Genomic DNA, 23,152 nt, shown 5'->3' on the forward strand with positions numbered 1-23,152 from the left:
TGCTGGTTCAGGGGATATCCAGACCGCCCGCAGCTGACCACGCTGCATTGATGGACAGAAGAGCGATCATGGCCATGCCGACCCCCCAGAAGAATGACCGGGCAGTGTTCACGCCGCTCCAATAGCTCACGGTGAAGCCGACCCGCGCCGCCACATAGGTCAGGGACGCGGCAATCACGATCAGGCTGTCGGCTTTGGCTACAAGTAGGATCACCGCCGCAGGCACAATCATGGCCGCGGATTCCAGATTGTTCTGCAACGTGCGTGCCGCGCGGCCAGCAAATCCTTCGCGGCTCAATGGACTGGAGCGGTCGGTGAAGACGAAGGCGATCCCCTTGGAGCCGATGGTGTTGAGATGCTGCACGGCGGCTGAGACAAACACGAGGCCTCCGGCGGCGAGAAGAACTGTTGAAATGAGCATTGCTGCGATCCTGACTGGTAACGGCAGCAATATCGTGGTTCAGATGTGCACGGGCAATGCGCAATGATGTGCGGCGGGTGTGCAGGATTGTTCAATGGTAACAGCCGACCTGGCGATAGTCGCCGCGCTTGAGAGTGCCGGGACATTTACGGGCGCCGCGCGTCTGCTCGGCGTGGCGCATACCACGGTTTCGCGCAAGCTCAAGGAGTTGGAAAAGCATTTTGGCACGCGTCTGGCCGACCGGCGCGACGACGGGGTTGTGCTGACGCCCGATGGCGAGCGCTTGCTCGAAAGTGCACGCCGTATCGAAGCGGAACTTGCGGGCCTGGAACGGGACATTGCGGGACGCGATCATCGGCTCACTGGACATATCAAGCTGACCACGGTTGATGCTCTGGCCTGGATTTACCTTCCGGTCATAGCCCGGTTCCGGGCCACTCATCCCCGCATCGAGGTGGCGCTGGAAGTGGGGGCGGAACTTCGCAATCTCTCCCGGCGAGAGGCGGAGGTCGCGCTGCGAGCCACCAATGCGCCTGACGATCATCTTTACGGCCGAGAGATCGGCCAGCTGGACTTCTTCCCCTATGCACGCGCGGACATAGCTGCCAATGGCCACGGCTTGTCCTGGATCGAGTACGGCAATCGCGACTGCAGCCAGCCGGCGGGTCGCTGGCTACGGCGAATGCATCCGAAAGTCAGACCGGAGGCGAGCATGCCGACCCCTCTCATGATGTGCCGTGCCATTGAGGCCGGTTTGGGCGCTGGTCTGGTTCCGTCGGTCTTGGCCGACAGTGCCCAAGGTCTGGTTCGCCTTGCAGACGAGCCTGCCTTTTCGATTGCAGTCTGGCTGCTCACTCCGATGGAGTTGCGCCAGACAGCGCGTATTCGAGCACTGTTCGAGGCCTTTCAAGACAAGAGTCCACCTCGTAGAGTGAAAAAGCTGAACGATCCTTGACTTCCAACTGCGGCCAATTGGCCACGCAGCAGCAATGCCGGAGAACGTTCGGGATGCCTCAGGCGTCGCGGGATATTGTTTGGCGATTGGCAGCAAACGACAGCGGCCGGGGATTAACCCCGGCCGCGTCATCTTAAGCCTGGCGCACCTTTGGCTGCGCCTTCCGGCTCTCGTCGAATTCGGCCGGATCGAATGCGCGATCGCCCTTCTCGTCCCGCACGCGGGTCGGCAGGCCGATTTTGCCCAGAAGGTCCAGGAACGGCACAGGCGGCAATTCCTCGACATTGGCCATGCGGTGGCAGTCCCAGTCACCCTTGGCGATCAGCATTGCCGCAGCTATGGCCGGCACGCCGGCGGTGTAGGAGATCGCCTGGCTGTTGGTTTCGGCAAAGGCGTCTTCGTGGTCCGAGATGTTGTAGACCAGCAACTCGGTCTCCACCCCGTTGCGCTCGCCCTTGATCAGGTCGCCGATAAAGGTCTTGCCCGAATAATCGGGCGCCAGCGACATCGGGTCGGGCAGCACCGCCTTGACCACCTTGAGCGGCACCACTTCGAGGCCCTCGGCTGTCGTCACCGGTTGCTCGGAGAGCAGACCCAGCTTGTTCAGCACTGTGAAGACGTTGATGTAGTGCTCGCCAAAGCCCATCCAGAAGCGGATGTCGGGCACGCCCAGATTGGCCGAGAGCGAGTGGATCTCGTCGTGGCCCGTCAGATAGGTGGTGTGTTCGCCCACCACCGGCAGATCATCGGTGCGCTTGACCTCGAACATCTTGTTCGCGGTCCACTGGCTCTGCTGCCAACTCCATACCGTGCCGGTGAACTCCCGGAAATTGATCTCCGGGTCGAAGTTGGTGGCAAAATAGCGGCCGTGGCTGCCGGCATTGACATCAATGATGTCGATGCTGTCGATCCGGTCGAAATAGGCATTGGCTGCCAGCGCGGCATAGGCATTGACCACACCGGGGTCGAAGCCGGCGCCCAGAATGGCGGTCACGCCCTTGCGCTCGCAATCCTCGCGGCGCTTCCACTCGTAGTTGCCGTACCAGGGCGGCGTCTCGCAGATTTTTTTCGGGTCCTCGTGAATGGCCGTGTCGATATAGGCCACGCCCATTTCGATACAGGCGCTGAGCACGCTCATATTGAGGAAAGCCGATCCTGCATTGAGAACGATCTGGCTCTTGGTCTGCCGGATCAGGGCCTTGGTCGCTTCGACATCCATCGCGTCGAGCTGGTGGGCGGCCAGAATACCCGGGCGCTTGAGCGCCTTCCTCTCGAGAATGCCGGCGACCAGCGCCTCGCATTTCGAAACCGTGCGGGAGGCAATGTGAATGTCTCCGAGCACATCGTTGTGCATTGCTGCTTTAAACGCAGCGACTTGCGCGACACCTCCGGCGCCGATGATCAACAGGTTCTTTTTCAATTGGCACGAAACACCTTTTCACGGGGTTACGGGATCAGCCTGCCACTATGACAGACTGGTGACATAGTCGGCATAATCGAAGCTTTGCACAACCTCAACTGCACCGTTTTTTCTGCGGATGGCTATAGCGGGCATTGCCACGCCGTTGAACCAGTTTTTCTTGACCATGGTATATCCCCCTGCATTCAAGAGGGAAATACGATCGCCGACGACCAGTGGTTCAGGAAAATCGAAGCTGCCGAACACGTCGCCGGCCAGGCAGGATTTTCCGGCGATCTGGTAGCGATGCGGCCCCTGGTTCGGTGCCACAGCCCCGCTTTCGCGATAGACCAGCAGGTCCAGCATATGGGCTTCGACAGCACTATCGACAATGGCGACGGACATTTCGTTCTCGATGATATCGAGCACGGAGACCTCCAGCGTGGTGGTATCGGTCACCACCGTGTCGCCCGGCTCGAGATAGACCTGCACCGCGAATTTGTCCGCGAAGGCTCGCAAACGGGCCGCCAGGGCATCGATGTCGTAGCCATCTTTGGTGAAGTGGATGCCGCCACCCAGACTGACCCATTCGAGACGATTGAGCAGATTGCCGATCTTGTTCTCGATCTGGTCGAGCAGGGCAGAAAATGCGTCGACAGAATCGTTCTCGCAATTGCAGTGCAGCATGAAACCGGAAATCCGATCCATCGCCGCTTCCACCTTCGCACGGTCGCTCTCGCCCAGCCGGCTATATTTTCGCGCCGGATCGGCCAGGTCGAAATGCGAATGACTGACGCCTGGATTGACACGGAGACCAATGGGTAGATGCGCAGCCTTGTCGCCAAATCGGTCGAGCTGGTTCACCGAATTAAAGATGATCTTGTCCGCATTGGCGATGGCTTCATCGATTTCCCCGTCCGACCAGGCGACCGAATAGGCATGGGTCTCCCCGCCGAACTTGTCCCGGCCCAGTTTCAGCTCGTTAAGGGAAGACGATGTGGTGCCATCCATATGCGGCGCGATCTGCGGAAAGGTCGACCAGGTCGCAAAGCATTTGAGCGCAAGCAGGCACTTTGCGCCCGATGCGGTGCGTAGCACGTCGACGCGCTCCAGATTGCGGGCCAGCGCCGTTTCATCGATCAGGTAGTAGGGGGTAGCCAGGGGCATCGCGCTTACTTCAACTCTCCATAGGCGTGTGCCCGCCAGTTCAGGAACGGCGGAAGAAAGGCGCACGATGTAACGGCCCTCGCTGTCATGATCAAGTGGTCAAAAAAGCACCGTCCCCGAAGCATGGCCTCGGGGACAGGGTCATTCCGGCATTGTCAGTCGCGAGCGGTCGATCAATCGTCGGACGTGTCGTTGGTCAGGCTAACCACCTCACACATGGACGTCTCCGCGAACGGGCAGGTATCGCCGGTCCAGGCAAAGCCGGGTGCGGCAAGCCCTGCTACAATGGCGAGGGCGAGGACGGTGGAGAGGATCTTTTTCATTTGGGGCTCCTTGTGTTTCAGAACACCAGGAGAGTGCCAGCAGGCACATTGCGCCAGCATTGCCGGCATATGTCCATTGCTTGCCGCCGCATTACAATACGCCCATCGAACGGAAAGCAGGGGAAGGCAACGCCAGTTGACCTGTAAGCCGGGTTCTGTAGGGCCGTGTTTCCACGACGTGGTGACCATTCATCTGAGGCCGCTGTTGCCAGCGCGCTCGTGCAACCAACCCGGACGACATGGCCTCGAAACAGGCTGGGCCGAAGCCCGCGTCATCCCTATTTGGTCTTGCTCCCGGTGGGGTTTGCCGTGCGGTCCCTGTCGCCAGGCACCCGGTGCGCTCTTACCGCACCCTTTCATCCTTACCCCAGCATGCCGGGGCGGTTTGCTTTCTGTGGCACTTTCCCTGGGGTCGCCCCCGGCGGCTGCTAGCCGTCACCGTGTTTCGATGGAGCCCGGACTTTCCTCCAGCGGACAGTTACCCATCCGCCAGCGGCCACCCGGTCAACTGGCGCCGCCTATGTGCGGGAGCGGCGCGCCGTCGTCAAGCCAGCAAGGGTTGAGGCTTTGGCTTGGTGATCGCCTGATAGGCCAGGTTGATGGCGGACATACGGGCCGTGGCGACGTCGATCAGTTCCTCGGGCACGCCCTTGGCAATCAGCCGATCCGGATGATGTTCGGCCACCAGCAGCCGATAGACCCGACGCACCTCTTCGGGAGGGGCATCGTGACTGAGGCCAAGCACAGTATAGGGATCGACGTCATCCCCAAGCATCACATGCTGGGCCGCAATCTGCTCGAACCGCGCATCGTCAAAGCCGAAAATACCGCTGACATCGCGCAGGTATTCAAGTTCCGCCTCGTGCACCAGACCGTCGGCCGTGGCGATGAAGAACAGGCTGTCGAGCACATGCTCGAGCGTATCGGGCGAATCGGCGAAAAACCGCGCTACCTTGCGGGCGTACGCGTCGTAGCCGGCCACATCCTGCTTGGCGAGGTTGAACAGCTTTTCCACCTGAGGTTCACTGCCCTTGGTGACCTCCACGGTCGCGTTGAAGGCCCGGACCTCGGACGCTGTAACGGCACCATCGGCCACCGCCATCTTGGCGGAAAGGGCGATCAGCGCCAGGGTAAACGCGGCGTCGCGGCCGCCCGGGAGCCAGGTGTCGGGATCCAGAATATTGGCAACATGGCCGGCCACGCCGGTGCGCTGGGAAAACGATCCCAGGAAGGCAGCCAGTTTCTGCCAGATATCACGATTGTCTTCGGCCTTGCGGACGCAACACAGCATTTTCGGGGTTTCCCTTTCCCGCCTGGCCATCAGAATTACCCCGACTTGCCATCAGGGTCCATGGCCGCGGCGGCATAGCGGGTCTGCTGACCACTAAAAGGCATAGTCTTCATCCCCGTAGGCGCGCGGAAAGCGGTTGATCCGGGCTCGGGAGTTTGGGCCTTCGTCGAGGAAAAAGCCGTCCGGATCGTATTCGGGCGAGACCGGGGCCGATCCAGCCTGCCTGCGGGCGAGAAAGTCCGAGAGCGGGCCGCTTTCCCACTCTTCCAGCTCTTCGGCCGTCACGACGATGTTTGGCTGGTCGATTACCAGTGGAGGCGGAGGTGTGATGGCCGCGCTGCGGGGGACGGAGGCGGGGCGCTGGGAAACAGGTGTCGGCAAGGTCACCGCCTTGGCTGGCGCAGCCGCAACAGCTTCTGGCTCGGGCTCGGGCGTGGCAACAGGCGCCGGTTCGGGCGTGGGTGCAGGCCTGGTCACCTCTTCCTCGGCTGGCGCGAGGGCTGCGGTCTGGGTGCGCTCGGATTGAGTGCGCTCGGTCGGGCTGCCGTCGCTGATATAGCTGGGCAACTTCTTTCCAGATTGAAGGTAGCTGTCCACGGCATCGCTTTTGGCGACCGGCGGGTTGATGGTGGTCGTGGCGGTTTCAATGGGGTCGGGTTCGGCCGCCAGGGCAGGCTCGGGGGCCTCTACCGGGGGCGTGGGCGCAGGCGCGCTCTGCTCCTCGACCACGGCGATCTGTGGGGTGTCACTGGTGCTGAAATGGCGCAAAGCGGCGTCGGCCGCGGGGATGGCAACAACGAGTACGGCGCCGGCCCAAGCCAGGCCATTGGTGATACGGCGATCAATCTGCATCGAAAAGGTCTTCCAACAAGCTCCGCCCGAGCGCGGGGACATCGCCCCTTTTCATGGCCATAATATGAAGGCCATTCAGATACGAATGTGCGGGGTACTTGCTGAACACAGGCTGAACGCCGCTATCCCTCAGGGCCGCCGTCCGAGGAGTCGGGCCAGGGCCAGCACCAGGTTGGAGCGGTTGAGCGTATAGAAATGGAACTCGGTGATGCCTTCATCGAGCAGTTCGGTCACCTGCTCGGCTGCCACCGCCGATGCCATGAGCGCGTGCGTCTCGGGATCCTCGTCGAGCCCGTCGAAACGCTCGGCCAGCCAATGCGGGATGGAGGCGCCGCAGCGCGCCGCAAAGCCTGAAATCTGCCTGAAGGAGTGGATCGGCTGAATGCCCGGCACGATCGGCGCAGTGATGCCGGCCTTGCGGGCGCGTTCGAGATAGCGCAGGAAGTCGGCATTGGAAAAGAACATCTGGGTAATGGCGCGGTCGGCACCGGCGTCGATCTTGCGCTTGAGATTGTCGATATCGGCGTCCCAATCCGCGCTTTGCGGATGCTTTTCCGGATAGGCGGCGACGGAGATGTCGAAATCCCCGATGCGACGAATGCCCGCCACCAGATCGGCGGCGTTCTGATAGCCATCGGGATGGGGCGTGAACGGCTGGCCGACGCCCTCGGGCGGATCGCCGCGCAGGGCGACGATCCTGTTCACTCCGGCGTCGCGGTAGCCGCGCACGACTTCGTCGACCTCATCACGGGTAGCGCCCACACAGGTCAGGTGCGCTGCCGCGGGCACGCCGGTATCGGTGGTGATGCGGCGCACCATGCGCAGGGTGCGCTCGCGGGTCGAGCCGCCAGCGCCATAGGTGACGGAGACAAAACGGGGGCTGAGCGGGGCGAGCCGGTTGATGCTGTCCCAGAAGCGCTCTTCCATGGCGTCAGTCTTGGGCGGGAAGAACTCGAAGGAAAGCTGCAGGTCCGGGCGCTGGTCAGCGGTCAGGCGGCTGGCGCGAAGATTGTCGTCGATCATGGTCTATTCCGTCTTGCTGCGGTCGCCCAGGTGCCAGAGGCACACCGTCAGCCCGCGATCCTTGCTGTCACTGGGAAATTCGCGCATGGCGCGCACATCGAGTCCGGCCAGGGCCGCCCAGTCGTTCATTTGCTCCCGCGACAGGCCGAGCCGGCGATGGGCGTGCTCGGTGCGCAGGAATTCGAGTTCGTGGGGGGCAAAATCCACAATGAGGATTTCTCCGCCCGGCTTGAGCAGGCGACGGGCCTGGGCCAGCATGCGGCCCGGATCGTCGAAATAGTGAAGCACCTGGTGGATGACGATGACATCGGCGAGGCCAATGGCCGGGTCCAGCCCGCCAATATCGCCCAGGCGCACCTGGGCATGGCTGATGCCGGCGGCGGCCAGGCGCGAACGCGCTACGGCCAGCATTTCGCGGCTGGAATCGACGCCAATGCCGCGCGCATAGGCGGGGGCGAGCACTTCGAGCATGCGGCCGGTACCGGTGCCCAGATCGACCAGCAGCTCGACCTTGCGCCCGCCCAGCTCGGCCAATACCGCCGCTTCCACGGCGGCTTCGGGCACATGCAGGGTTTTCAGTAAGTCCCAGCTTTCCGCGACCTTGGCGAAGTAATCGGCGGCCTGGGCCCGCTGGGCGGCGCGCGCCTCGGCCTGGCGGGCCTTGTCACGCTGACGTTCGGGCGCATGGGGATCGACCCGCGCGGTCAACCAGCGCGCGAGATCGGCACCTTGCCCCTCGGGCGCGAGCCGATAATAGGCCCAGGCCCCTTCGGCATGGCGCTGGACGAGACCGGCATCGGCCAGGAGCTTGAGATGGCGGGAAACGCGCGGCTGGCTCTGGTCGAGGATTTCGGTGAGATCCTTGACCGAATGGTCACCATCGGCCAGAAGCGCAAGCAGGCGCAGCCGGGTGCTTTCTCCCGCCGCCTTCAATACCCCGACCAGTTTGTTCAATCCGCTCATTGCGCCCTCAGATATAAAGATATCTTTATATCTATTTCCGGCTTGAGGTCCAGCGCATTCTTGCGGGCGTGGCAGCCGTCATTCGAGCCTTGTTCGCTCACATCGCGCCACTGGCGCGATGTGCCCTACGTTCGGACATGCCACCCGCCATTCGAGCATAGCTCTTATGGCCTTCTCACCTAAAATCTCCCCACCGGGGGAGATTTTGCCCTTCGGGCATGGTTCGAAGCCGCCCGGCCCTTTGGCGTCGCGGTTGCACGGTAACGAACGGCCAGTGGCCCTTCCGAAACTAGGTAGAACGAGCCACTGGCCGTTCGTCACGGAAACACGGATTTTCCACGGGTCCGGATTCAGGCGGTACCGTTATTGCAGGTCCGGCTGCCGAGCTTCTACCCGCGTGAAGAGGCGCCCCTCTTCCCGGCCTCCCCGCCCGACCCTGCGTCGGGGCCGCGTGTGTGACGGGGATGGGAGGAGTATGGGGGAGGATTCTGGGGCGGGGATAACTTTTTGCTCAGGGGCAGATGTCGAACCCATGCCGGTCATTGGCACATCCTGCCATAAATGTCCGCTGCTGGCCCAAAGCGGTCATTCGCCATCTCCAAGCCTCCAAGCACTGACTTCCGGGTTCTGGCCCCTTCTTTGCTCCGCCATCTCTTCCACTGGATCTCGATCCGTGGGTCTCCTTATTGAGATTTACTTTGACGTATCCAATATTGATACCTGAGTAACTGTGCTCACCGGGGATAAGTCGAGAATTTCTCCGACTCTGAGGGCTCTGAATCAGATAGGCCGATGTGGAACGAGGCAGGAGGGCGTCACCATGCCGGCCGACCATTTTCGCGTTTTGAGCCTTGATGGCGGGGGAGCCAAGGGCTTCTACTCCCTTGGGGTGCTGCACGAGATCGAGGGCATGATCGGTTGCCGCTTGCACGAGCGGTTCAACCTGATCTTCGGCACAAGTACCGGCTCGATCATCGCGGCGCTCATAGCCCTCGGGTATAGCGTCACGGAGATCCACGAGCTGTACAAAAAACACGTCGTCTCGGTCGTCGCGCAGAAAGAGGCGTCCGACAAGTCGCGGGCGCTGGCGAAGCTGGCCAAAGAGGTCTTCGGCGACGCCAAGTTCGACCAGGTGAAGACGAACATCGGGATCGTCACCACGAAGTGGGTCATCGAGAAGCCGATGATCTTTAAGGGGAACATTGCCCAGGCTCACGGCCGCCACGGAACTTGGGTGCCTGGCTTCGGCGTACCCATCGGCGAAGCGGTCGAGGCGTCGTGCTCGGCGTTCCCCTTCTTCGAGCGGAAGGTCGTGAAGACGGCCGCAGGGGAGAACATCGAGCTTATTGACGGCGGCTACTGCGCCAATAATCCGACCCTCTACGCAATCGCTGACGCCACCGGGCCATTGGGCATACCGCACGAGAAGATGCGTGTTGTGAGCATCGGCGTGGGCAACTATCCGGAGCCGCAGCTGAACGTGCTGCAGAAGGCGTGGTGGGCCAAAAAGCTCCTCAGCGTGCAGCTGCTCCAGAAGACGCTGGAGATCAACACGCAGTCGATGGATCAACTTCGCGCCATCCTCTTCAAGAACATACAAACCGTCAGGATTGGCGACGGGTTCACGACGCCGGAAATGGCGACCGACCTGTTCGAGCACGACATGCGGAAGCTCGACATCCTATTCCAGCGTGGGCGCGAGTCATTCGCCACGCGAGAGGCGCAACTCAAAGCATATCTAGTGGAGGAGTGACCGGTGAGCGTCCCCGAAAGCCAGCTCGACACGTGGTCGCATATTGGATCGCAAATCCAGTCAGCGAGCACGTATCAGTCAGTGAAGGCCGTCATTGAGAGCGCGAATGCGCCCTATGCCGGTAGAAGCGTCACGTCGTTCCTTCAGGGGTCTTACGGCAACGACACCAACGTGTTCGGCGTTGAGAGCGACGTGGACATCGTCCTGAAGACCGCATCGATCTATTATCCGGACGTGAGCCGGCTTCCGGCCGACCAAAAGGAGCGTTACTGGCGCGACCATACAAAAGCTGAATACAGCCAAGAGCAATTTCGCACCGACGTTACCACCTGGCTGCGTGAGCAGTACAAGGGTGACTTCGATCCGGGCGACAAGGCGCTAACCATCAAGGCCAACGGCAGCCGCCGATCCGCTGACGTGCTTGCGTGTTCAGACTACCGGCGCTTCATCCGGTTCAACGGGCGCCAGGACTCTTCGTACGTCGAGGGCATCTGCTTCAAGCTGCCCGATGGCACCCTGATCCCCAACTTCCCAAGCAGCACCGCGAGAACTGCGTGGCGAAGCATCAACAGACGAAGAGCTACTTCAAGCCGATGGTCCGCATCTGGAAGAACATGCGCAATCGCATGCGGGCGGACGGGATCATTCCGAGCGGCATTGCGCCGTCGTACTACATCGAGGGGCTACTTTGGAACGTGCCAAACGATCGCTTCGGCGGCTCATACCAGGACACTTTCCTTAAGTGCTACGCGTACATTCAGGGCGCCGACAAAACCAAGCTGGTGTGCGCCAACCAAAACGCTTGGCTCCTGCGCAAGGGTGAACGCACGAGTTGGGACCCGGACCAATTCCAGGCCTTCTTCGACGAGCTCGGTACGTTCTGGGACGATTTCTCCTAGTCCCTCAGCCGTACCGTGAGCCACAACTGGCTGATCTTGATCTGACCACGACTGCGCACTGTCAGGTGGCGGACTGTCGAACCGCGGCCAAGAATCCGCTTCTGGCGCGGAGCGGTCGCAAGCGTCTCACAAGCCGCCAGTCCCCTCTCCACCCCTACTCAGCCACGAAGATCTCGTTCTCCCTCGCTACAGCGCTTTTACGACATCGGAGAGCATGGCCTGAACTTTGCCGGCCACGGCTTGCAGTTCCGCATTGCCGATGGCCTGCATGGAGGCGACAGGGTCAATGGCGCTGACTTCGACCACGCCGTTTTCCTGTTCGCGGACGATGACGTTGCACGGCAACATGGCGCCGACCCGGGGTTCGAGCTTCAATGCCTCGAATGCCATTTTCGGGTTGCAGGCGCCAAGGATCAGGTATCCGGGCAGGTCGGCGTCCAGCTTGGACTTCATGGTTTTCTGGACGTCTATCTCGCTCAAAACGCCAAAGCCGTTGTCTGCCAGGACCTGCTTGGTGCGCGCCACGGCCTCGGCAAATGTGGTGTCAGGCAGTTGCTTGTCGAAAGTATACACGTTCTGTCTCCTCCTGGGATGAGTGAGCTGAACGCCTGGGCGGCCAGATGGATCGCGTCGATCTGTAAAAAATGCTGCGGCGCTCCTGACGTGATCGAAAGTGTCGAGCGCCCCAAACCTGTGCCCGGGCTAGACGAGGTGCTGGTCGAGACGGGCGGAATGGCGGTGACCATGCCGGTGGTGCGGCAGCGGTTATTGCGGGCGGTGACGGCAGACGCTGTGGGCGCCTAGCCTTCGAAAGTCACCATGACCTGGGTGCCAGGACCATCGCCATAGGCGACGCTGGCATTGAGGCTGACGGCCATAGCCTTGACGATGCGGCTGCCAAGGCCCGTGCCTTGCGGCTTGCCGGTGCCGGTCCAGCCGATGCCGTCGTCCTCGACCACCAGGCGTACCAGGCTGCCGTCGCGGCGCATATTGATGCGGACCTCGCCCGGTTCGCGATCGGCATAGGCGTATTTGAGGGCGTTGGTGACCAGCTCGGTGACAATGACGCCGAGCGAGGCGACCTTTTCGGTGGGGAGCGGGAAGCCTTCGATATCGAGGCGAATACTGGCGGTGCTGCCCTCGGCCTGGAGGGAATTTTCCAGCTCGCCGATCAGGCTGTTGATGTACTCGCCCATCTGGACGGTGCGGACGTCGTCGGAGGTATAGAGGTGGCGGTGCACGCCGGCGATGGCCTGGATCCGCATCTGGGTTTCAGCCAAAGCGCGTTTGGCCTCGGGATCCTCGACGGCGTTGGCTTGCAGGCCAACCAGGGCTGCGACCATGGCCAGGGAATTGCCGACGCGGTGATTGACCTCGCCGAGCAGCATTTCGGCGCGGTCGCGGGCCTCTTCGGTTTCCCGCTCGGCCTTGGCCTTGGCGCGGGACAGGCGCACATGGTCAATGGCATGGTCGATGGCCGAGAGCAGCAGGGGCATGAAGTCTTCGGAGCCGGACTTGGGCACGAAGTCGGTCGCGCCAGCCTTGAGTGCGTTGACCGCAATCGACATTTCCGAAGAGCCGGTGACATAGACGGTGGCCGGATGATCCTCCAGGCCTTCCATGCCAGCGAGCACATCGAGCCCGGTGCCGGTGGGCAAGTAGTGATCGAGCGCGACGACGTCGATGCCGCCCTGGCGGATCAGATCGAGCCCTTCTTCGCCTGACTGAGCATGCGAAAAGTTGTAGCCGCGCCGCTGCATGGCCTTTTCGACCAGACGGATCAGGCCTGGATCGTCATCGATGTAGAGCACGTGCGGTGTTCGGTTGGGCATCTATTCTGCTTCGGGGACCTGCATCACAGAGAAGAACAGGCCAAGCTGCTTGATGGCGTTGGCGAAGCCCTCATAGTCCACCGGCTTGGTGATGTAGACATTGGCGCCAAGGTCGTAGCAGCGCTGGATTTCTCGCTGGTCGTCGGTGGTGGTGAGCACAACGACGGGTGAGCGCCTGGTGTGCTCGTTGTTCTTGACCTTCTCGAGGATGTCGATGCCGGTCATGTCGGGCAGGTTGAGATCGAGCAGGACGAGCAATTGCCGGCCCTTGTTGACGAGGCCGGTGCCGTCGGGGCCGAGCAGATAGGCCAGAGCATCGGTGCCATTGGTGAAGGGGACGATCTCATTGGCGACGCCGGCACGGCGGATGTTCTTTTCGATCAGGCGGGCGTGACCCTCATCGTCCTCGACCATTATTATTGTGACGGGCCGTGCATTGTTCATGCGCCAAGTCTCCCTATAAAAGCGCGGGAATCGCGCGGCAGATTGATGATGAAGGTGGTGCCTTCGCCGAGTTTGGAGGTCAATGTGACGTCGCCGCCAAGGCTGCGCACCATGGTGCGGACATGGGCCAGGCCAATGCCCTCGCCGGCGCTGGTCTGCGAGCCGGAGCGGCGGAACAACTCGAACACGCGTTCGTGGTCGGTGTCGGCGATGCCCCGGCCATTGTCCTCGATTTCAATATGGACGCGATTGCCGGGCACATGCCGGGCACGAATGGCAACGCGCAAGGGGCGGCCGGGTTCCTGATACTTGACGGCGTTGTCCAGCATGTTGCCCAGGATCTGTTCAAGCGAGAGGCGGTCGGTAATGAGCTGACCGACGCGAATATCGGTCTCGATGCTGCCATCGCTCTCGGCAATCTGGTGGTGCACAGCGGCGGCGCTGGTTTCAGCAATCTCGGACAGTTCGACGGGCTCGGGATTGAGCTGGCGGCGGCCCTCGCGCGAAATTTTGAGGATGGCGTTGATCAGCCCGTCCATCTTGCGGGTGGCGGCGCGGATGAAGTTGATGGCCTCGGGCAGGTCTTCGGTGGCGGCGAGACGGGCCTGGGCGGCGAGGGGGTCGTCCTCGGCGGCCGGTTGGGCCTCCATATAGGTTTTGACCTCGTCGACGCTGGTTTCGAGTTCGGCGGTAAAGCCCATGATATTGACCAGGGGCGCGCGCAGATCGTGCGTCACGATATAGGCGAAGCGCTGGATTTCCTCATTGGCCTTGCCCAGGTCCGCAGTGCGTTCGCGCACGCGTTCTTCGAGCCCGGCATTGGCTTGCTCGACTGCCTTGCGGGCATTGGCCAGTTCCTGGGTGTAGCTCAGGACTGCCCAAATGGCGCCGGCGATCACCGCGAATATGGCCAGTGCGCCGACAATGGACACGATGCGCAGCAGGTTGGCCGTATCGCGCTGGTCCCGCACACCGCTATCGATCCTGACGTCCGCAGCACGGATCAGGGCCTCGAAAAAAGATCGGGCTCGTTCCATGGCTTCGTTGCCGGCGTCCGTGCTGACAATTTCGATAGCCTGGTTGCGCTGGCCTGCCGCGACCAAATCGATGGTCCGGTTCATTTCGGACAGTTTGAAGTCGATATCAGCGTGAAGCTGGGCCAGTGGATCGGCAGCTTGTGGATAAGGTGCCAGAACGGCATCGAGACGCGCTAGTGCTTCGGCGATGAGGGGCAGCGCGTCATTGTATGGATCGAGATAAATCGGGTCGCTGGTGATGACATAGCCGCGCTGGCTGGTCTCGGCGTCCTGTAGAAGGGCACGCAGGTCTACGGTCGCGCCGCGGGCTTCACGGGCTTCTACGACTTCATTGAAATAGACTTGGGTCCGCTCGACTAGCCAGAGCGTGGTGCCCACGATACCCATGAGGGCCAGCAGGCCGACGAGCAGCAGCAAGGCGGTGGACCGCACGAATGTCTTGCTGGTGATCGGCATGGTGTTCCTGGTTCGCTATCCCCTTACATCGCCCGAACGGCGCGACAGGGCAATATGCATAGATTAAGTGCCTCGGGAAAAATGATGGGCCACGGTGCTATTGGGCAAAGCAAAATGGGAAACAGAATCTTAAGCGTCGCTGTGCAAGATCGGTCGTCAGTTTAAGTAACCGGTCCGCCTGCGGCCGGAGTGGAGTGTTAGCGGATATGGGCAAGCCTTCCCTGCCCGAAACCGATGAGCCGGGCGGTCCGCATGTGCCCGTACTGCTTGAAGAAGTGCTGGCGGCCCTGGCGCCGATGGCCGGTCGTCGCGTTGTCGATGGCACCTTCGGGGCAGGGGGTTATTCGCGGGCCATGCTGGAGGCTGGTGCCGAGGTGATCGGTATCGACCGCGATCCCTCGGTGGCGCCGCATGTTGACGCCCTTAAAGCCGATTTCCCCGATCGCTTCTCGTTTGTGGCTGGCAGATTCTCTGAGCTGGACAATCTGGTCGAAAACTTCGGCGCGGTCGATGCGGTGGTGCTCGATATCGGTGTCTCCTCGATGCAACTCGACCAGGCCGAGCGCGGCTTTTCCTTCATGCGCGAAGGGCCGCTCGACATGCGCATGAGCCGGGACGGGACCAGTGCCGCCGATCTGGTGAATGAACTCGATGCCGAGCCGCTGGCCAATCTGATTTACGCCTATGGCGAGGAGCGCAAGTCGCGCCGGATTGCCCAGTTCATCGTGGCGGCCCGGCAGGAAGCACCGATTGCGACGACGCTGGAGTTGGCGCGCATCGTTGAAAAGGCCATCGGCAGAAAGCCGGGAGACGCCCATCCCGCGACCCGCACGTTCCAAGCCTTGCGTATTGCCGTGAATGGCGAGTTTGACCAGTTGGTCGAGGGCCTGTTTGCGGCCGAGCGGCTGCTGACGCAAGGCGGGCGTCTGGCCGTCGTCAGCTTTCATTCGCTGGAAGATCGCATCGTGAAGCGGTTCTTTGATCCCGACAAGGGCGGGCCGACGGCATCGCGCCATCTGCCTCAGGTCGAGGCGGCCCCGCGGCGCTGGCAGCCTGTTGCCAAGGCGGTGAAGTCGGGCAAGGCGGAATTGGCGCGCAATCCACGTGCGCGCTCCGCGGTTTTGCGCAGTGCAGTGCGCACGGGTGAGGTGGCTCGCCCAGTGGATTTTACCGGTCTGGGTGTGCCGCAGGTGAGGGGCGCCGCATGATCCGGACCCTCAATATCTTCCTGCTGGTCCTGTCGCTGGTGATGCTGGCGGGTGTCTATGCGCTCAAATTTTCCATCGAAGGAACGGCTTCCGAGCGCACTGCGCTGGCGGCGCAGATCGAAGACCAAGAAGGGCAATTGTCCCTGCTCAAGGCTGACTGGGCGGTGCTGAACCAGCCCGGTCATATCGACCCGATTGTTCGGCGTCATCAGGAAGAGCTGGGTATCGGACCGGTGCAGCAGGAACAGTTCGGTTCTTTCGCCGCGCTGCCCATGCGCCCGGCCAAGCCCGATACGGCGGCGATGGACGCCCTTTTTGCCGCCATTTCCGAAGGCATTGATCCGATCGATGCCATTCTTGAGATGGAGGGTATCGAGTAATGGCCGCCATCAATGAAGGGTTTACCCCGCCCATCGCTATCGACGGCGCACGCAAGCGGCGCGGAAACCTGACCCAAGCGCGCATCCGCTGGATGGTTCTGGCCGTGGTGCTGGGACTGGGACTGGTCAGTGGCCGGCTGGTGCAGCTGGGCATGGCTGAAACCGACCAGACGATCGAGGGGCAAACCCGCGACGCGATTACCGCGACGCGGCCGCCAATCCTGGATCGCAACGGGCTGGAAATGGCGGTCGATATCCGTGTGCCATCGCTCTATGCGGAGCCAAGGCGGATCATCGATGTGGAAGAGGCGGTTCGCGAGTTGCGCACGGTGCTGCCCGATCTCGAGGAGGATTGGCTGCGTAACAGGCTGACCGGCGACCAGGGCTTTGTCTGGGTCAAGCGGGAGCTGACCCCGGCGATCCAGGACGCGGTGATGCGGCTGGGTATTCCAGGCATCGACTTCATCACCGAATCCAAGCGCTTCTATCCCGGCATGAACGAGGCGGCGCATATTCTGGGTTCCACCAATGTGGACAATCAGGGCATTGCCGGTATCGAGCGGCATATGGACAGCGAGTCCGTGGCGCTGCTGCAGGAACTTGGGTTGGCGCGCGGCAATGCGCTGACGCCAGTGGAGCTCTCGGTCGATATGCGCGTGCAACATGTGCTGCACGAGCAGTTGATGGACGCCATGACGCGATACCAGGCCATCGCGGCGGCGGGCGTGATGATGGACATCTACACCGGTGAAGTCATCGCCCTGGCATCGGTGCCCGACTTCAATCCGAACGAGCCGGCGACAGCGCTGGTCAAGGATACATTCAACCGCATTACCTCGGGCATTTTCGAGCCTGGCTCGATCTTCAAGACCGTGACCATGGCCGGGGCGCTGGACAGTGGCGCGGTGCGTATCACTGATCAGTTCGATGCGCGCTATGGCATCCGTTTCGGGCGCTATACGATTGACGATTTCCATGGCAAGCATCGCATTCTGGCGCTGCCCGAGGTCTATAAATACTCCTCCAATATCGGCACAATCCGCATCATGCAGGCGATGGGCAAGGACAATTACCGTGCCTTTTTGAGCCGCATGAAATTCGATGAACGCGTGGAGTTCGAGCTGCCTGAAATGCGTGTGCCGACCGTGCCGAAAAGCTTTTCGGAAGTGGGGGCCGCGACAGCCTCGTTTGGTCATGGTCTGTCGGTGTCGCCGCTACACATGGTGACGGCCTATGCGGCCTTTGTGAATGGCGGCAACTACATCGCACCGACGCTATACAAGCGCGATGTGGCCGAGGCCGAGGTGCTTTATGAGCGCGTGTTGCGGCCAGAGACCAGCGGCTATCTGCGATATTTGATGCGGCTAAATGCGATATCGACTGGCGGGTCGGGCTCGCAGATGAACAAGGCCGCGCAGGGTTATCGCGTGGGCGGCAAGACCGGCACGGCAGAAAAGGTGGTGGATGGGCGCTATTCATCCAGCAAGGTCACCAACTTCTTCGCCTCGGCCTTCCCGCTCGACAATCCGCGCTATGCCATGGTGATCATGGTGGACGAACCCAAGGCGGAAAATGCGCAATCGGGCACGACGGCGGGCTGGAATGCCGGCACGCTGACAGGCCGGGTAGTGCAGCGCGTGGCCCCGATGCTTGGAATTGCCCCGGACTTCAGCGAAGCCGTCGATCAGCAAATCGTGCCCGCGGAAGTCCGACAACTCTATCCAGAAGGATTCTGATCGGTGTCTATCAGCGTTACCCAGTTGCTCGAAGGGTCCGGCGCCCGTCCCAAGAAGGGTCTTGGTGCGGTATTCGGGCTGAATTCAGACAGCCGGCGGATCGAGCCGGGCGACATCTTCTTTGCGTTGCCGGGCGCCAAGGTGCATGGCAATCAATTTGTGGCGGATGCAGTCCAGCGCGGCGCGCTGGCCGTTGTGACCGATACCGCCCCGCCAGGTGATCCGGGTGTACCGGTGATAATCGTCAAGGACGTCCGAGCGTCTTACGCACGCGCGGCCAGCCGGGTGTTCGAACCGCAGCCCGAAATCCTGGTGGCGGTGACGGGCACCAACGGCAAGACTTCGGTGGCCTCATTTGTGCGCCAGATATGGACTCATGCCGGGGTGCCCGGCGCGAGCATCGGTACGCTTGGTATCGAGACGTCCACGCGTGTCATCGAGGGCGCGCTGACCACGCCGGACTCGCGGACGCTGCACCAGGCGATGCGCGCGCTCAAAGCGCAAGGCATCGACCACGTGGCGCTGGAAGCCTCCAGCCACGGGCTGGATCAGCACAGGCTCGATGGCGTGCATTTCGAGGCGGTGGCCTTCACCAATCTCAGCCGCGACCATCTCGACTATCACAAGGACATGGACGAATATCGCAATGCCAAGTTGCGGCTGTTCACGGACCTCCTGGTTGATGGCGGCGCGGCGATCGTCAATGTCGATGACCCAGAGCATGAGCAGTTCATGTTCGCGGCGCTCTCGGCCAGTGCGACACTGCTGACGGTGGGGCGCGAAGGCGCATATATGGAAATTCTCTCGATCGAGCCGGAAGGCTATGGGCAGCGCGTGGTCGTGCGCCATGTTGGAGAGAAAGTCAGTTTCCATCTCAAGATCCCGGGCGAGTTCCAGGTGTCCAATGCGCTGATCGCGGCGGCTCTGGCCATGTCGGCGGGTGTGGACAAGGCGGACGCCTTTGCCGCGTTGCCGGAGCTGGTGGGCGCCCGCGGCCGGTTGGAGCTGGTGGCCGAGCATAATGGGGCGGCGATCTTCGTGGATTATTCGCACAAGCCCGAGGCGTTGCGCGTGGCGCTGCAGACGCTCAGGCCCCATGCCAAGAACAAGCTGTCGGTGGTGTTCGGCTGTGGCGGGGACCGCGACAAGGGCAAGCGCCCTCAAATGGGCGAAATTGCCAGCGAGCTTGCCGATGTGGTGATTGTCACTGACGACAATCCGCGCACCGAGGACCCTGCCGCTATTCGCGCCGAGGTGCTGGCCGGTGCCAAGGGGGCGAAGGAAATTGCCGATCGCAAGCAGGCCATCGAGGAGGCGGTCAAATCGCTCAAGCCGGGTGATGTGCTGCTGGTCGCCGGCAAGGGCCATGAGACCTATCAGATCATCGGCACCACCAAATCGCACTTCTCGGACCATGAAGTGGTCTTGGCGGCGGTTAAGGGATAGGGAGCAGACGCTGCCACCTGCACTGCTCCCCACCCTCCCCGTTGGGGGAAGTGCCGGGGACAGGGGCTTTCATGTTCCTGAAACCGTGTTCGGCCGCCACCCCATCCCAGCCTCCCCCATCAAGGGGGAGGTGTTACATCCAGTGCGTGGAAACCCCTGATGACACCTCCTCTCTTCACTCTGGACGCTATCCTGGCCGCTACTGGTGGCAAGGCGTCCGGTGTCTCCGCGACCGAGATCAATTCGATCTCTATCGATAGTCGTGAGCTGGGGCCCGACGCGCTGTTTGTTGCCATCAAGGGCGACCGGTTCGATGGGCATGATTTTGTCGATACCGCGCTGGAGACTGGGGCTGTTGCGGCTCTGGTCAGCCGGGACGAGGGGCTAGGCCGGATTGTCGTGCCCGATGCGCTGGGCGGGTTGCGCGACCTTGCGGAGGCTGCGCGGGAGCGGAGCCGGGCGTTTATCGCCGGTGTGACGGGTAGCGTCGGCAAGACCACGACCAAGGAGGCGCTGCGGCTGGTGTTCGAGGCGGCGGGCGAAACTCATGCTTCGATCAAGAGCTTCAACAATCATTGGGGCGTGCCGCTGATGCTGGCGCGGATGCCGGAGACGGCGCAGTTCGGTGTGTTCGAAATGGGCATGAATGCGCCCGATGAAATCCGGCCGCTGAGCCGGCTGGTGCGGCCGCATGTTGCGGTGATTACCACCATCGCGCCGGCGCATCTGGAGAAGCTGGGGAGCCTCGACAATATTGCACGGGCCAAGGCCGAGATCTTCGAGGGGCTGGAGCCGGGCGGCACGGCGGTACTCAATGCCGATCACCCGCAGATCAATCTGCTGCTGGAGCTGGCGGCGGCGGCCGGCGTGGGGCGCGTGGTAACCTATGGCTTCGCGCGGGGCGTCGACTGGCAGATCACAACACCCGAAATGGCAGCGGACCGCAGCTTTGCGACGATTGTGCACGGGGATGACACCCATGCGCTGACGTTGGGTGTGGCGGGGCGGCATATGCTGTCCAATGCCACGGCGGCGCTGGCAGTGGGGCATCTGGCGGGGATTGAGCCCGAGACGGCGCTGAGGGCGCTGGCGGGGTTCGGGGCGCAGCCGGGGCGTGGGCAGCGCCTGAGCCTGGGGCCGGAAGACCGGCCGCTATTGCTGATCGATGAAAGCTACAATGCCAACAGCGCCTCCATGGAGGCGGCGCTGGAGGTGTTTTCGACGCTGGAGGCGCCGGGCGGACGCAAGATCGTGGTGCTGGGGGACATGCTGGAGCTGGGCGAGGCGGGTGCGGCGATGCATGCCGGGCTTGCCGATGCTGTCAGGAACGGTGGCGCCGAACGCGTATATCTGGTCGGCAAGAACATGGTGGCGCTGGCGGACGTCTTGCCCAAAGATCTGCTTGCTGGCCACTACAACTCCATTGGAGAAGGTCTGGACGCCATCATGGGCGACCTTGCCTATGGCGACGCAATTATGGTCAAAGGGTCCAACGGTGTGGGCCTGTCGCGCGTCGTTACAGAAATCAAATCGCGATTTGCACAAAGCTGACACACCCGAAAGTGTAGTAGACAAGAATGCTCTATTTCCTTGGCCAATTGGGTGAGCAGCTCGCCGCCTTCAATGTGTTTCGCTACATAACCTTCCGCACAGCCGGAGCGGTGGTGACAGCGCTGTTCTTCGTGTTCCTGTTCGGGCCGGGGATGATAGCGCTCCTGCGCGTCAAGCAGGGGCGGGGACAGCCAATCCGCGAGGATGGACCGGCGGGGCACCTGCTGACCAAGAAGGGCACGCCCACGATGGGCGGGCTGATGATCCTGTCGGGCGCGGTGATCTCGACCCTTTTGTGGTCGAACCTGACCAATGGCTATGTCTGGGTGGTGCTTTTCGTCACAATCGGGTTTGGCGCTATCGGGTTTTACGACGACTATCTCAAGGTCAAGCGGATGAGCCATACCGGCTTCGGCTCGAAGCAGCGGCTCATTCTGGAAGCGCTGATCGGCGGCATTGCGGCCTTCTTTATTTCGCAACTGGCTTCGGGGTCCTATGGCACCTCGCTGCTGTTTCCCTTCGTCAAAGATCTGGCGCTGAACCTGGGGTATTTTTACATATTGTTCGGCGGCTTCGTGGTGGTTGCGGCGGGCAATTCGGTGAACCTGACGGACGGGCTGGATGGCCTGGCGATTGTTCCGGTGATGGTGGCGGCGGCGTGTTTCGGGTTGATCGCGTACCTCGTCGGTTCGCAAAACTATGCCGATTATCTGCTGCTCAACGCGGTGCCGGGCACGGCGGAACTGGCGGTGGTCTGCGGGGCGCTGATCGGGGCGGGCTTGGGCTTTTTGTGGTTCAATGCGCCGCCGGCGCAGATCTTCATGGGCGATACCGGATCGCTGGCCCTGGGCGGTGCGCTTGGCACCATCGCCGTGGCCACCAAGCACGAGATCGTGCTGGCGATCATCGGCGGACTGTTCGTGCTCGAAACGGTGTCGGTGATCGTGCAGGTGACTTCGTTCCGGCTGACCGGCAAGCGCGTGTTCCGCATGGCGCCGATCCACCACCATTTCGAGCATCTGGGCTGGACCGAGAGCCAGGTGGTGATCCGGTTCTGGATCATCTCCTTCGTGCTGGCGCTGATCGGGCTGTCGAGTCTGAAACTGCGCTAAATCCCGGCGGCATCTGAAACTTTCAACGATTCCTCTTCGTAGCTGCAGGCGACAACACCAGTTTGTCGTGAGACAGCGACCGCTGCGTTTCGCGGCGGCAATCCGAGGAATATTGACGTGATTATTTTGACCCGCCTTTCACTCACAGCCGCATTTCTGGCCGCCTCTACCGCTCTATCCGGTGCCGCACTTGCCATGCCCGCCATTGGGCTTGTTGGTGACAGCACCCTTGTGATGTTCGATACCGAAAGCCGGGAGGTGTCCGGCACGATGGAGATCAGCGGCATCGATGGCCTTGCCGGCATCGATGTCCGCCCGGCAGACAAGATGCTTTATGGTGTGACGCTGTCTGGCGAGGTCGTCATCATCGATACCGCGTCGGGCGCTGCAACAGTGAAGTCGACCCTGTCGGAAATGCTGCCGAGCTATGAGGGCGCCATTGTCGATTTCAACCCCGTGGCAGACCGCCTGCGCCTGATGAGCACGGACGGCACCAATCATCGCGTCAACGTGGATGATGGCATGGTGACCGTGGATGGCTCGCTGGCCTTCGAAGACGTAGACATGCATGCCGGAGAGGCGCCAAACATTGTCGAGGCCGCCTATATCAACTCCTATGGCAAGCCTGACTCGACCGCGATGTATGACATCGACGCGACCATTCACGGGCTCATCCAGCAGGTTTCGCCCAATGACGGTACGCTGGCGGCCGTCGGCAAGCTCGGCGTGGAAGGCTCTGCCTATGCCTTCGACATTGCCACGACTGAGGACTTAACCAATACGGCTTTCCTGGTCGTCGACAACGTCCTGCACACGGTCGACCTTGAAAGCGGCGCCGCCGAGGCCTGGGGTCCGATCGAAGGCGTTGATGGCATGATCACAGATCTCGCCATCCTGCAGTGAC

General features: G+C 61.8%; 23 protein-coding genes and 1 other RNA gene. 11 read left to right on the forward strand and 13 right to left on the reverse strand.

The genetic code is table 11. The features are described from left to right. Positions 1-7: 7 nt before the first annotated feature. A complete protein-coding gene (locus ACE4RL_RS09005; RefSeq protein WP_375600158.1) occupies positions 8-421 on the reverse strand; it encodes an MAPEG family protein in 414 nt (137 codons plus the stop codon). Positions 422-515: 94 nt separating this feature from the next. On the opposite strand from ACE4RL_RS09005, the gene ACE4RL_RS09010 reads away from it, so the two are divergent. Continuing rightward, entirely contained in the window at positions 516-1,376 is an 861-nt protein-coding gene (locus tag ACE4RL_RS09010) for a LysR family transcriptional regulator (RefSeq protein WP_375600159.1), read from the forward strand. 133 nt (positions 1,377-1,509) lie between these two features. On the opposite strand, the gene ACE4RL_RS09015 is transcribed toward ACE4RL_RS09010, so the two are convergent. From ACE4RL_RS09015 to ACE4RL_RS09050, 8 genes are all read right to left on the reverse strand, one after another. Beyond that, positions 1,510-2,796, reverse strand: a complete 1,287-nt coding sequence (locus ACE4RL_RS09015; RefSeq protein WP_375600160.1) for a saccharopine dehydrogenase C-terminal domain-containing protein — start codon at positions 2,794-2,796, stop codon at positions 1,510-1,512. A gap of 45 nt (positions 2,797-2,841) precedes the next feature. Further along, the gene (locus ACE4RL_RS09020) at positions 2,842-3,942 is read right to left on the reverse strand and encodes a carboxynorspermidine decarboxylase (RefSeq protein ID WP_375600161.1); all 1,101 of its coding nucleotides are present in this window, start codon (positions 3,940-3,942) and stop codon (positions 2,842-2,844) included. Between the two features lie 173 nt (positions 3,943-4,115). Next, on the reverse strand, positions 4,116-4,265 hold the full coding sequence (locus tag ACE4RL_RS09025; protein WP_375600162.1) for a hypothetical protein: 150 nt from the start codon (positions 4,263-4,265) through the stop codon (positions 4,116-4,118). 128 nt (positions 4,266-4,393) lie between these two features. Next, positions 4,394-4,777, reverse strand: an RNA gene (gene rnpB, locus ACE4RL_RS09030) — RNase P RNA component class A. A 32-nt stretch (positions 4,778-4,809) separates the two neighbouring features. Beyond that, entirely contained in the window at positions 4,810-5,556 is a 747-nt protein-coding gene (locus ACE4RL_RS09035; protein ID WP_375600163.1) for a TerB family tellurite resistance protein, read from the reverse strand. A 93-nt stretch (positions 5,557-5,649) separates the two neighbouring features. Beyond that, complete coding sequence (locus ACE4RL_RS09040) at positions 5,650-6,408, reverse strand: hypothetical protein (protein WP_375600164.1); 759 nt, start codon at positions 6,406-6,408, stop codon at positions 5,650-5,652. Between the two features lie 129 nt (positions 6,409-6,537). Further along, complete coding sequence (gene metF, locus ACE4RL_RS09045; protein ID WP_375600165.1) at positions 6,538-7,431, reverse strand: methylenetetrahydrofolate reductase [NAD(P)H]; 894 nt, start codon at positions 7,429-7,431, stop codon at positions 6,538-6,540. Positions 7,432-7,434: 3 nt separating this feature from the next. After that, positions 7,435-8,394 carry an ArsR/SmtB family transcription factor gene (locus tag ACE4RL_RS09050; protein WP_375600166.1) on the reverse strand — a complete coding sequence of 320 codons (960 nt, stop codon included), beginning with the start codon at positions 8,392-8,394 and terminating at the stop codon, positions 7,435-7,437. An 820-nt stretch (positions 8,395-9,214) separates the two neighbouring features. On the opposite strand from ACE4RL_RS09050, the gene ACE4RL_RS09055 reads away from it, so the two are divergent. Together ACE4RL_RS09055 and ACE4RL_RS09060 are read left to right on the forward strand one after the other, a co-directional pair. Next, on the forward strand, positions 9,215-10,147 hold the full coding sequence (locus ACE4RL_RS09055) for a patatin-like phospholipase family protein (RefSeq protein WP_375600167.1): 933 nt from the start codon (positions 9,215-9,217) through the stop codon (positions 10,145-10,147). 554 nt (positions 10,148-10,701) lie between these two features. Beyond that, positions 10,702-11,046 (forward strand): hypothetical protein, encoded by a 345-nt coding sequence (locus ACE4RL_RS09060; protein ID WP_375600168.1) that lies wholly within the window; start codon positions 10,702-10,704, stop codon positions 11,044-11,046. Positions 11,047-11,232: 186 nt separating this feature from the next. On the opposite strand, the gene ACE4RL_RS09065 is transcribed toward ACE4RL_RS09060, so the two are convergent. Further along, on the reverse strand, positions 11,233-11,619 hold the full coding sequence (locus tag ACE4RL_RS09065) for a DUF302 domain-containing protein (protein ID WP_375600169.1): 387 nt from the start codon (positions 11,617-11,619) through the stop codon (positions 11,233-11,235). A gap of 90 nt (positions 11,620-11,709) precedes the next feature. On the opposite strand from ACE4RL_RS09065, the gene ACE4RL_RS09070 reads away from it, so the two are divergent. Further along, complete coding sequence (locus tag ACE4RL_RS09070; protein WP_375600170.1) at positions 11,710-11,850, forward strand: hypothetical protein; 141 nt, start codon at positions 11,710-11,712, stop codon at positions 11,848-11,850. On the opposite strand, the gene ACE4RL_RS09075 is transcribed toward ACE4RL_RS09070, so the two are convergent. From ACE4RL_RS09075 to ACE4RL_RS09085, 3 genes are read right to left on the reverse strand one after another with little or no spacing between them, the layout of a single operon-like run. Continuing rightward, entirely contained in the window at positions 11,847-12,878 is a 1,032-nt protein-coding gene (locus ACE4RL_RS09075; protein ID WP_375600171.1) for a histidine kinase dimerization/phosphoacceptor domain -containing protein, read from the reverse strand. The two genes, ACE4RL_RS09070 and ACE4RL_RS09075, sit on opposite strands and share 4 nt — an antisense overlap. Further along, on the reverse strand, positions 12,879-13,322 hold the full coding sequence (locus tag ACE4RL_RS09080) for a response regulator (protein ID WP_375600172.1): 444 nt from the start codon (positions 13,320-13,322) through the stop codon (positions 12,879-12,881). It abuts the gene before it with no gap. Next, entirely contained in the window at positions 13,319-14,815 is a 1,497-nt protein-coding gene (locus ACE4RL_RS09085; protein WP_375600173.1) for a CHASE3 domain-containing protein, read from the reverse strand. The genes ACE4RL_RS09080 and ACE4RL_RS09085 overlap by 4 nt, the downstream gene beginning before the upstream one ends. A gap of 206 nt (positions 14,816-15,021) precedes the next feature. Here ACE4RL_RS09085 and rsmH point away from each other — a divergent pair, with 206 nt between their 5' ends. The 7 genes from rsmH (at position 15,022) to ACE4RL_RS09120 (ending at position 23,151) form a co-directional block, all read left to right on the forward strand. Next, a complete protein-coding gene (gene rsmH / locus ACE4RL_RS09090; RefSeq protein ID WP_375600174.1) occupies positions 15,022-16,023 on the forward strand; it encodes a 16S rRNA (cytosine(1402)-N(4))-methyltransferase RsmH in 1,002 nt (333 codons plus the stop codon). After that, positions 16,020-16,403, forward strand: a complete 384-nt coding sequence (locus ACE4RL_RS09095; RefSeq protein ID WP_375600175.1) for a hypothetical protein — start codon at positions 16,020-16,022, stop codon at positions 16,401-16,403. The genes rsmH and ACE4RL_RS09095 overlap by 4 nt, the downstream gene beginning before the upstream one ends. Then, positions 16,403-18,139, forward strand: coding sequence for a peptidoglycan D,D-transpeptidase FtsI family protein (locus ACE4RL_RS09100; protein ID WP_375600176.1), 1,737 nt, complete (start codon positions 16,403-16,405; stop codon positions 18,137-18,139). The genes ACE4RL_RS09095 and ACE4RL_RS09100 overlap by 1 nt, the downstream gene beginning before the upstream one ends. A gap of 9 nt (positions 18,140-18,148) precedes the next feature. Beyond that, a complete protein-coding gene (locus ACE4RL_RS09105; RefSeq protein WP_375600258.1) occupies positions 18,149-19,585 on the forward strand; it encodes a UDP-N-acetylmuramoyl-L-alanyl-D-glutamate--2,6-diaminopimelate ligase in 1,437 nt (478 codons plus the stop codon). Between the two features lie 159 nt (positions 19,586-19,744). Continuing rightward, the gene (gene murF / locus ACE4RL_RS09110) at positions 19,745-21,136 is read left to right on the forward strand and encodes a UDP-N-acetylmuramoyl-tripeptide--D-alanyl-D-alanine ligase (protein ID WP_375600177.1); all 1,392 of its coding nucleotides are present in this window, start codon (positions 19,745-19,747) and stop codon (positions 21,134-21,136) included. 26 nt (positions 21,137-21,162) lie between these two features. Next, on the forward strand, positions 21,163-22,248 hold the full coding sequence (gene mraY / locus ACE4RL_RS09115; protein ID WP_375600178.1) for a phospho-N-acetylmuramoyl-pentapeptide-transferase: 1,086 nt from the start codon (positions 21,163-21,165) through the stop codon (positions 22,246-22,248). Positions 22,249-22,365: 117 nt separating this feature from the next. Next, positions 22,366-23,151: a DUF4394 domain-containing protein gene (locus ACE4RL_RS09120; RefSeq protein WP_375600179.1), complete on the forward strand. Its 786-nt coding sequence runs from the start codon at positions 22,366-22,368 to the stop codon at positions 23,149-23,151. Position 23,152 lies beyond the last annotated feature (1 nt).

The sequence above is a fragment of the Devosia polycyclovorans genome, from assembly GCF_042181575.1.
GTDB classification, from domain to species: domain Bacteria; phylum Pseudomonadota; class Alphaproteobacteria; order Rhizobiales; family Devosiaceae; genus Devosia; species Devosia polycyclovorans.

Coding starts and splice junctions, on each gene's coding strand:
- ACE4RL_RS09005 (WP_375600158.1), bottom strand. CDS start 421: ATGCTCATTTCAACAGTTCTTCTCGCCGCCGGAGGCCTCGTGTTTGTC.
- ACE4RL_RS09010 (WP_375600159.1), top strand. CDS start 516: ATGGTAACAGCCGACCTGGCGATAGTCGCCGCGCTTGAGAGTGCCGGG.
- ACE4RL_RS09020 (WP_375600161.1), bottom strand. CDS start 3,942: ATGCCCCTGGCTACCCCCTACTACCTGATCGATGAAACGGCGCTGGCC.
- ACE4RL_RS09025 (WP_375600162.1), bottom strand. CDS start 4,265: ATGAAAAAGATCCTCTCCACCGTCCTCGCCCTCGCCATTGTAGCAGGG.
- ACE4RL_RS09035 (WP_375600163.1), bottom strand. CDS start 5,556: ATGCTGTGTTGCGTCCGCAAGGCCGAAGACAATCGTGATATCTGGCAG.
- ACE4RL_RS09040 (WP_375600164.1), bottom strand. CDS start 6,408: ATGCAGATTGATCGCCGTATCACCAATGGCCTGGCTTGGGCCGGCGCC.
- metF (WP_375600165.1), bottom strand. CDS start 7,431: ATGATCGACGACAATCTTCGCGCCAGCCGCCTGACCGCTGACCAGCGC.
- ACE4RL_RS09050 (WP_375600166.1), bottom strand. CDS start 8,394: ATGAGCGGATTGAACAAACTGGTCGGGGTATTGAAGGCGGCGGGAGAA.
- ACE4RL_RS09055 (WP_375600167.1), top strand. CDS start 9,215: ATGCCGGCCGACCATTTTCGCGTTTTGAGCCTTGATGGCGGGGGAGCC.
- ACE4RL_RS09075 (WP_375600171.1), bottom strand. CDS start 12,878: ATGCCCAACCGAACACCGCACGTGCTCTACATCGATGACGATCCAGGC.
- ACE4RL_RS09080 (WP_375600172.1), bottom strand. CDS start 13,322: ATGAACAATGCACGGCCCGTCACAATAATAATGGTCGAGGACGATGAG.
- ACE4RL_RS09085 (WP_375600173.1), bottom strand. CDS start 14,815: ATGCCGATCACCAGCAAGACATTCGTGCGGTCCACCGCCTTGCTGCTG.
- rsmH (WP_375600174.1), top strand. CDS start 15,022: ATGGGCAAGCCTTCCCTGCCCGAAACCGATGAGCCGGGCGGTCCGCAT.
- ACE4RL_RS09095 (WP_375600175.1), top strand. CDS start 16,020: ATGATCCGGACCCTCAATATCTTCCTGCTGGTCCTGTCGCTGGTGATG.
- ACE4RL_RS09100 (WP_375600176.1), top strand. CDS start 16,403: ATGGCCGCCATCAATGAAGGGTTTACCCCGCCCATCGCTATCGACGGC.
- murF (WP_375600177.1), top strand. CDS start 19,745: ATGACACCTCCTCTCTTCACTCTGGACGCTATCCTGGCCGCTACTGGT.
- mraY (WP_375600178.1), top strand. CDS start 21,163: ATGCTCTATTTCCTTGGCCAATTGGGTGAGCAGCTCGCCGCCTTCAAT.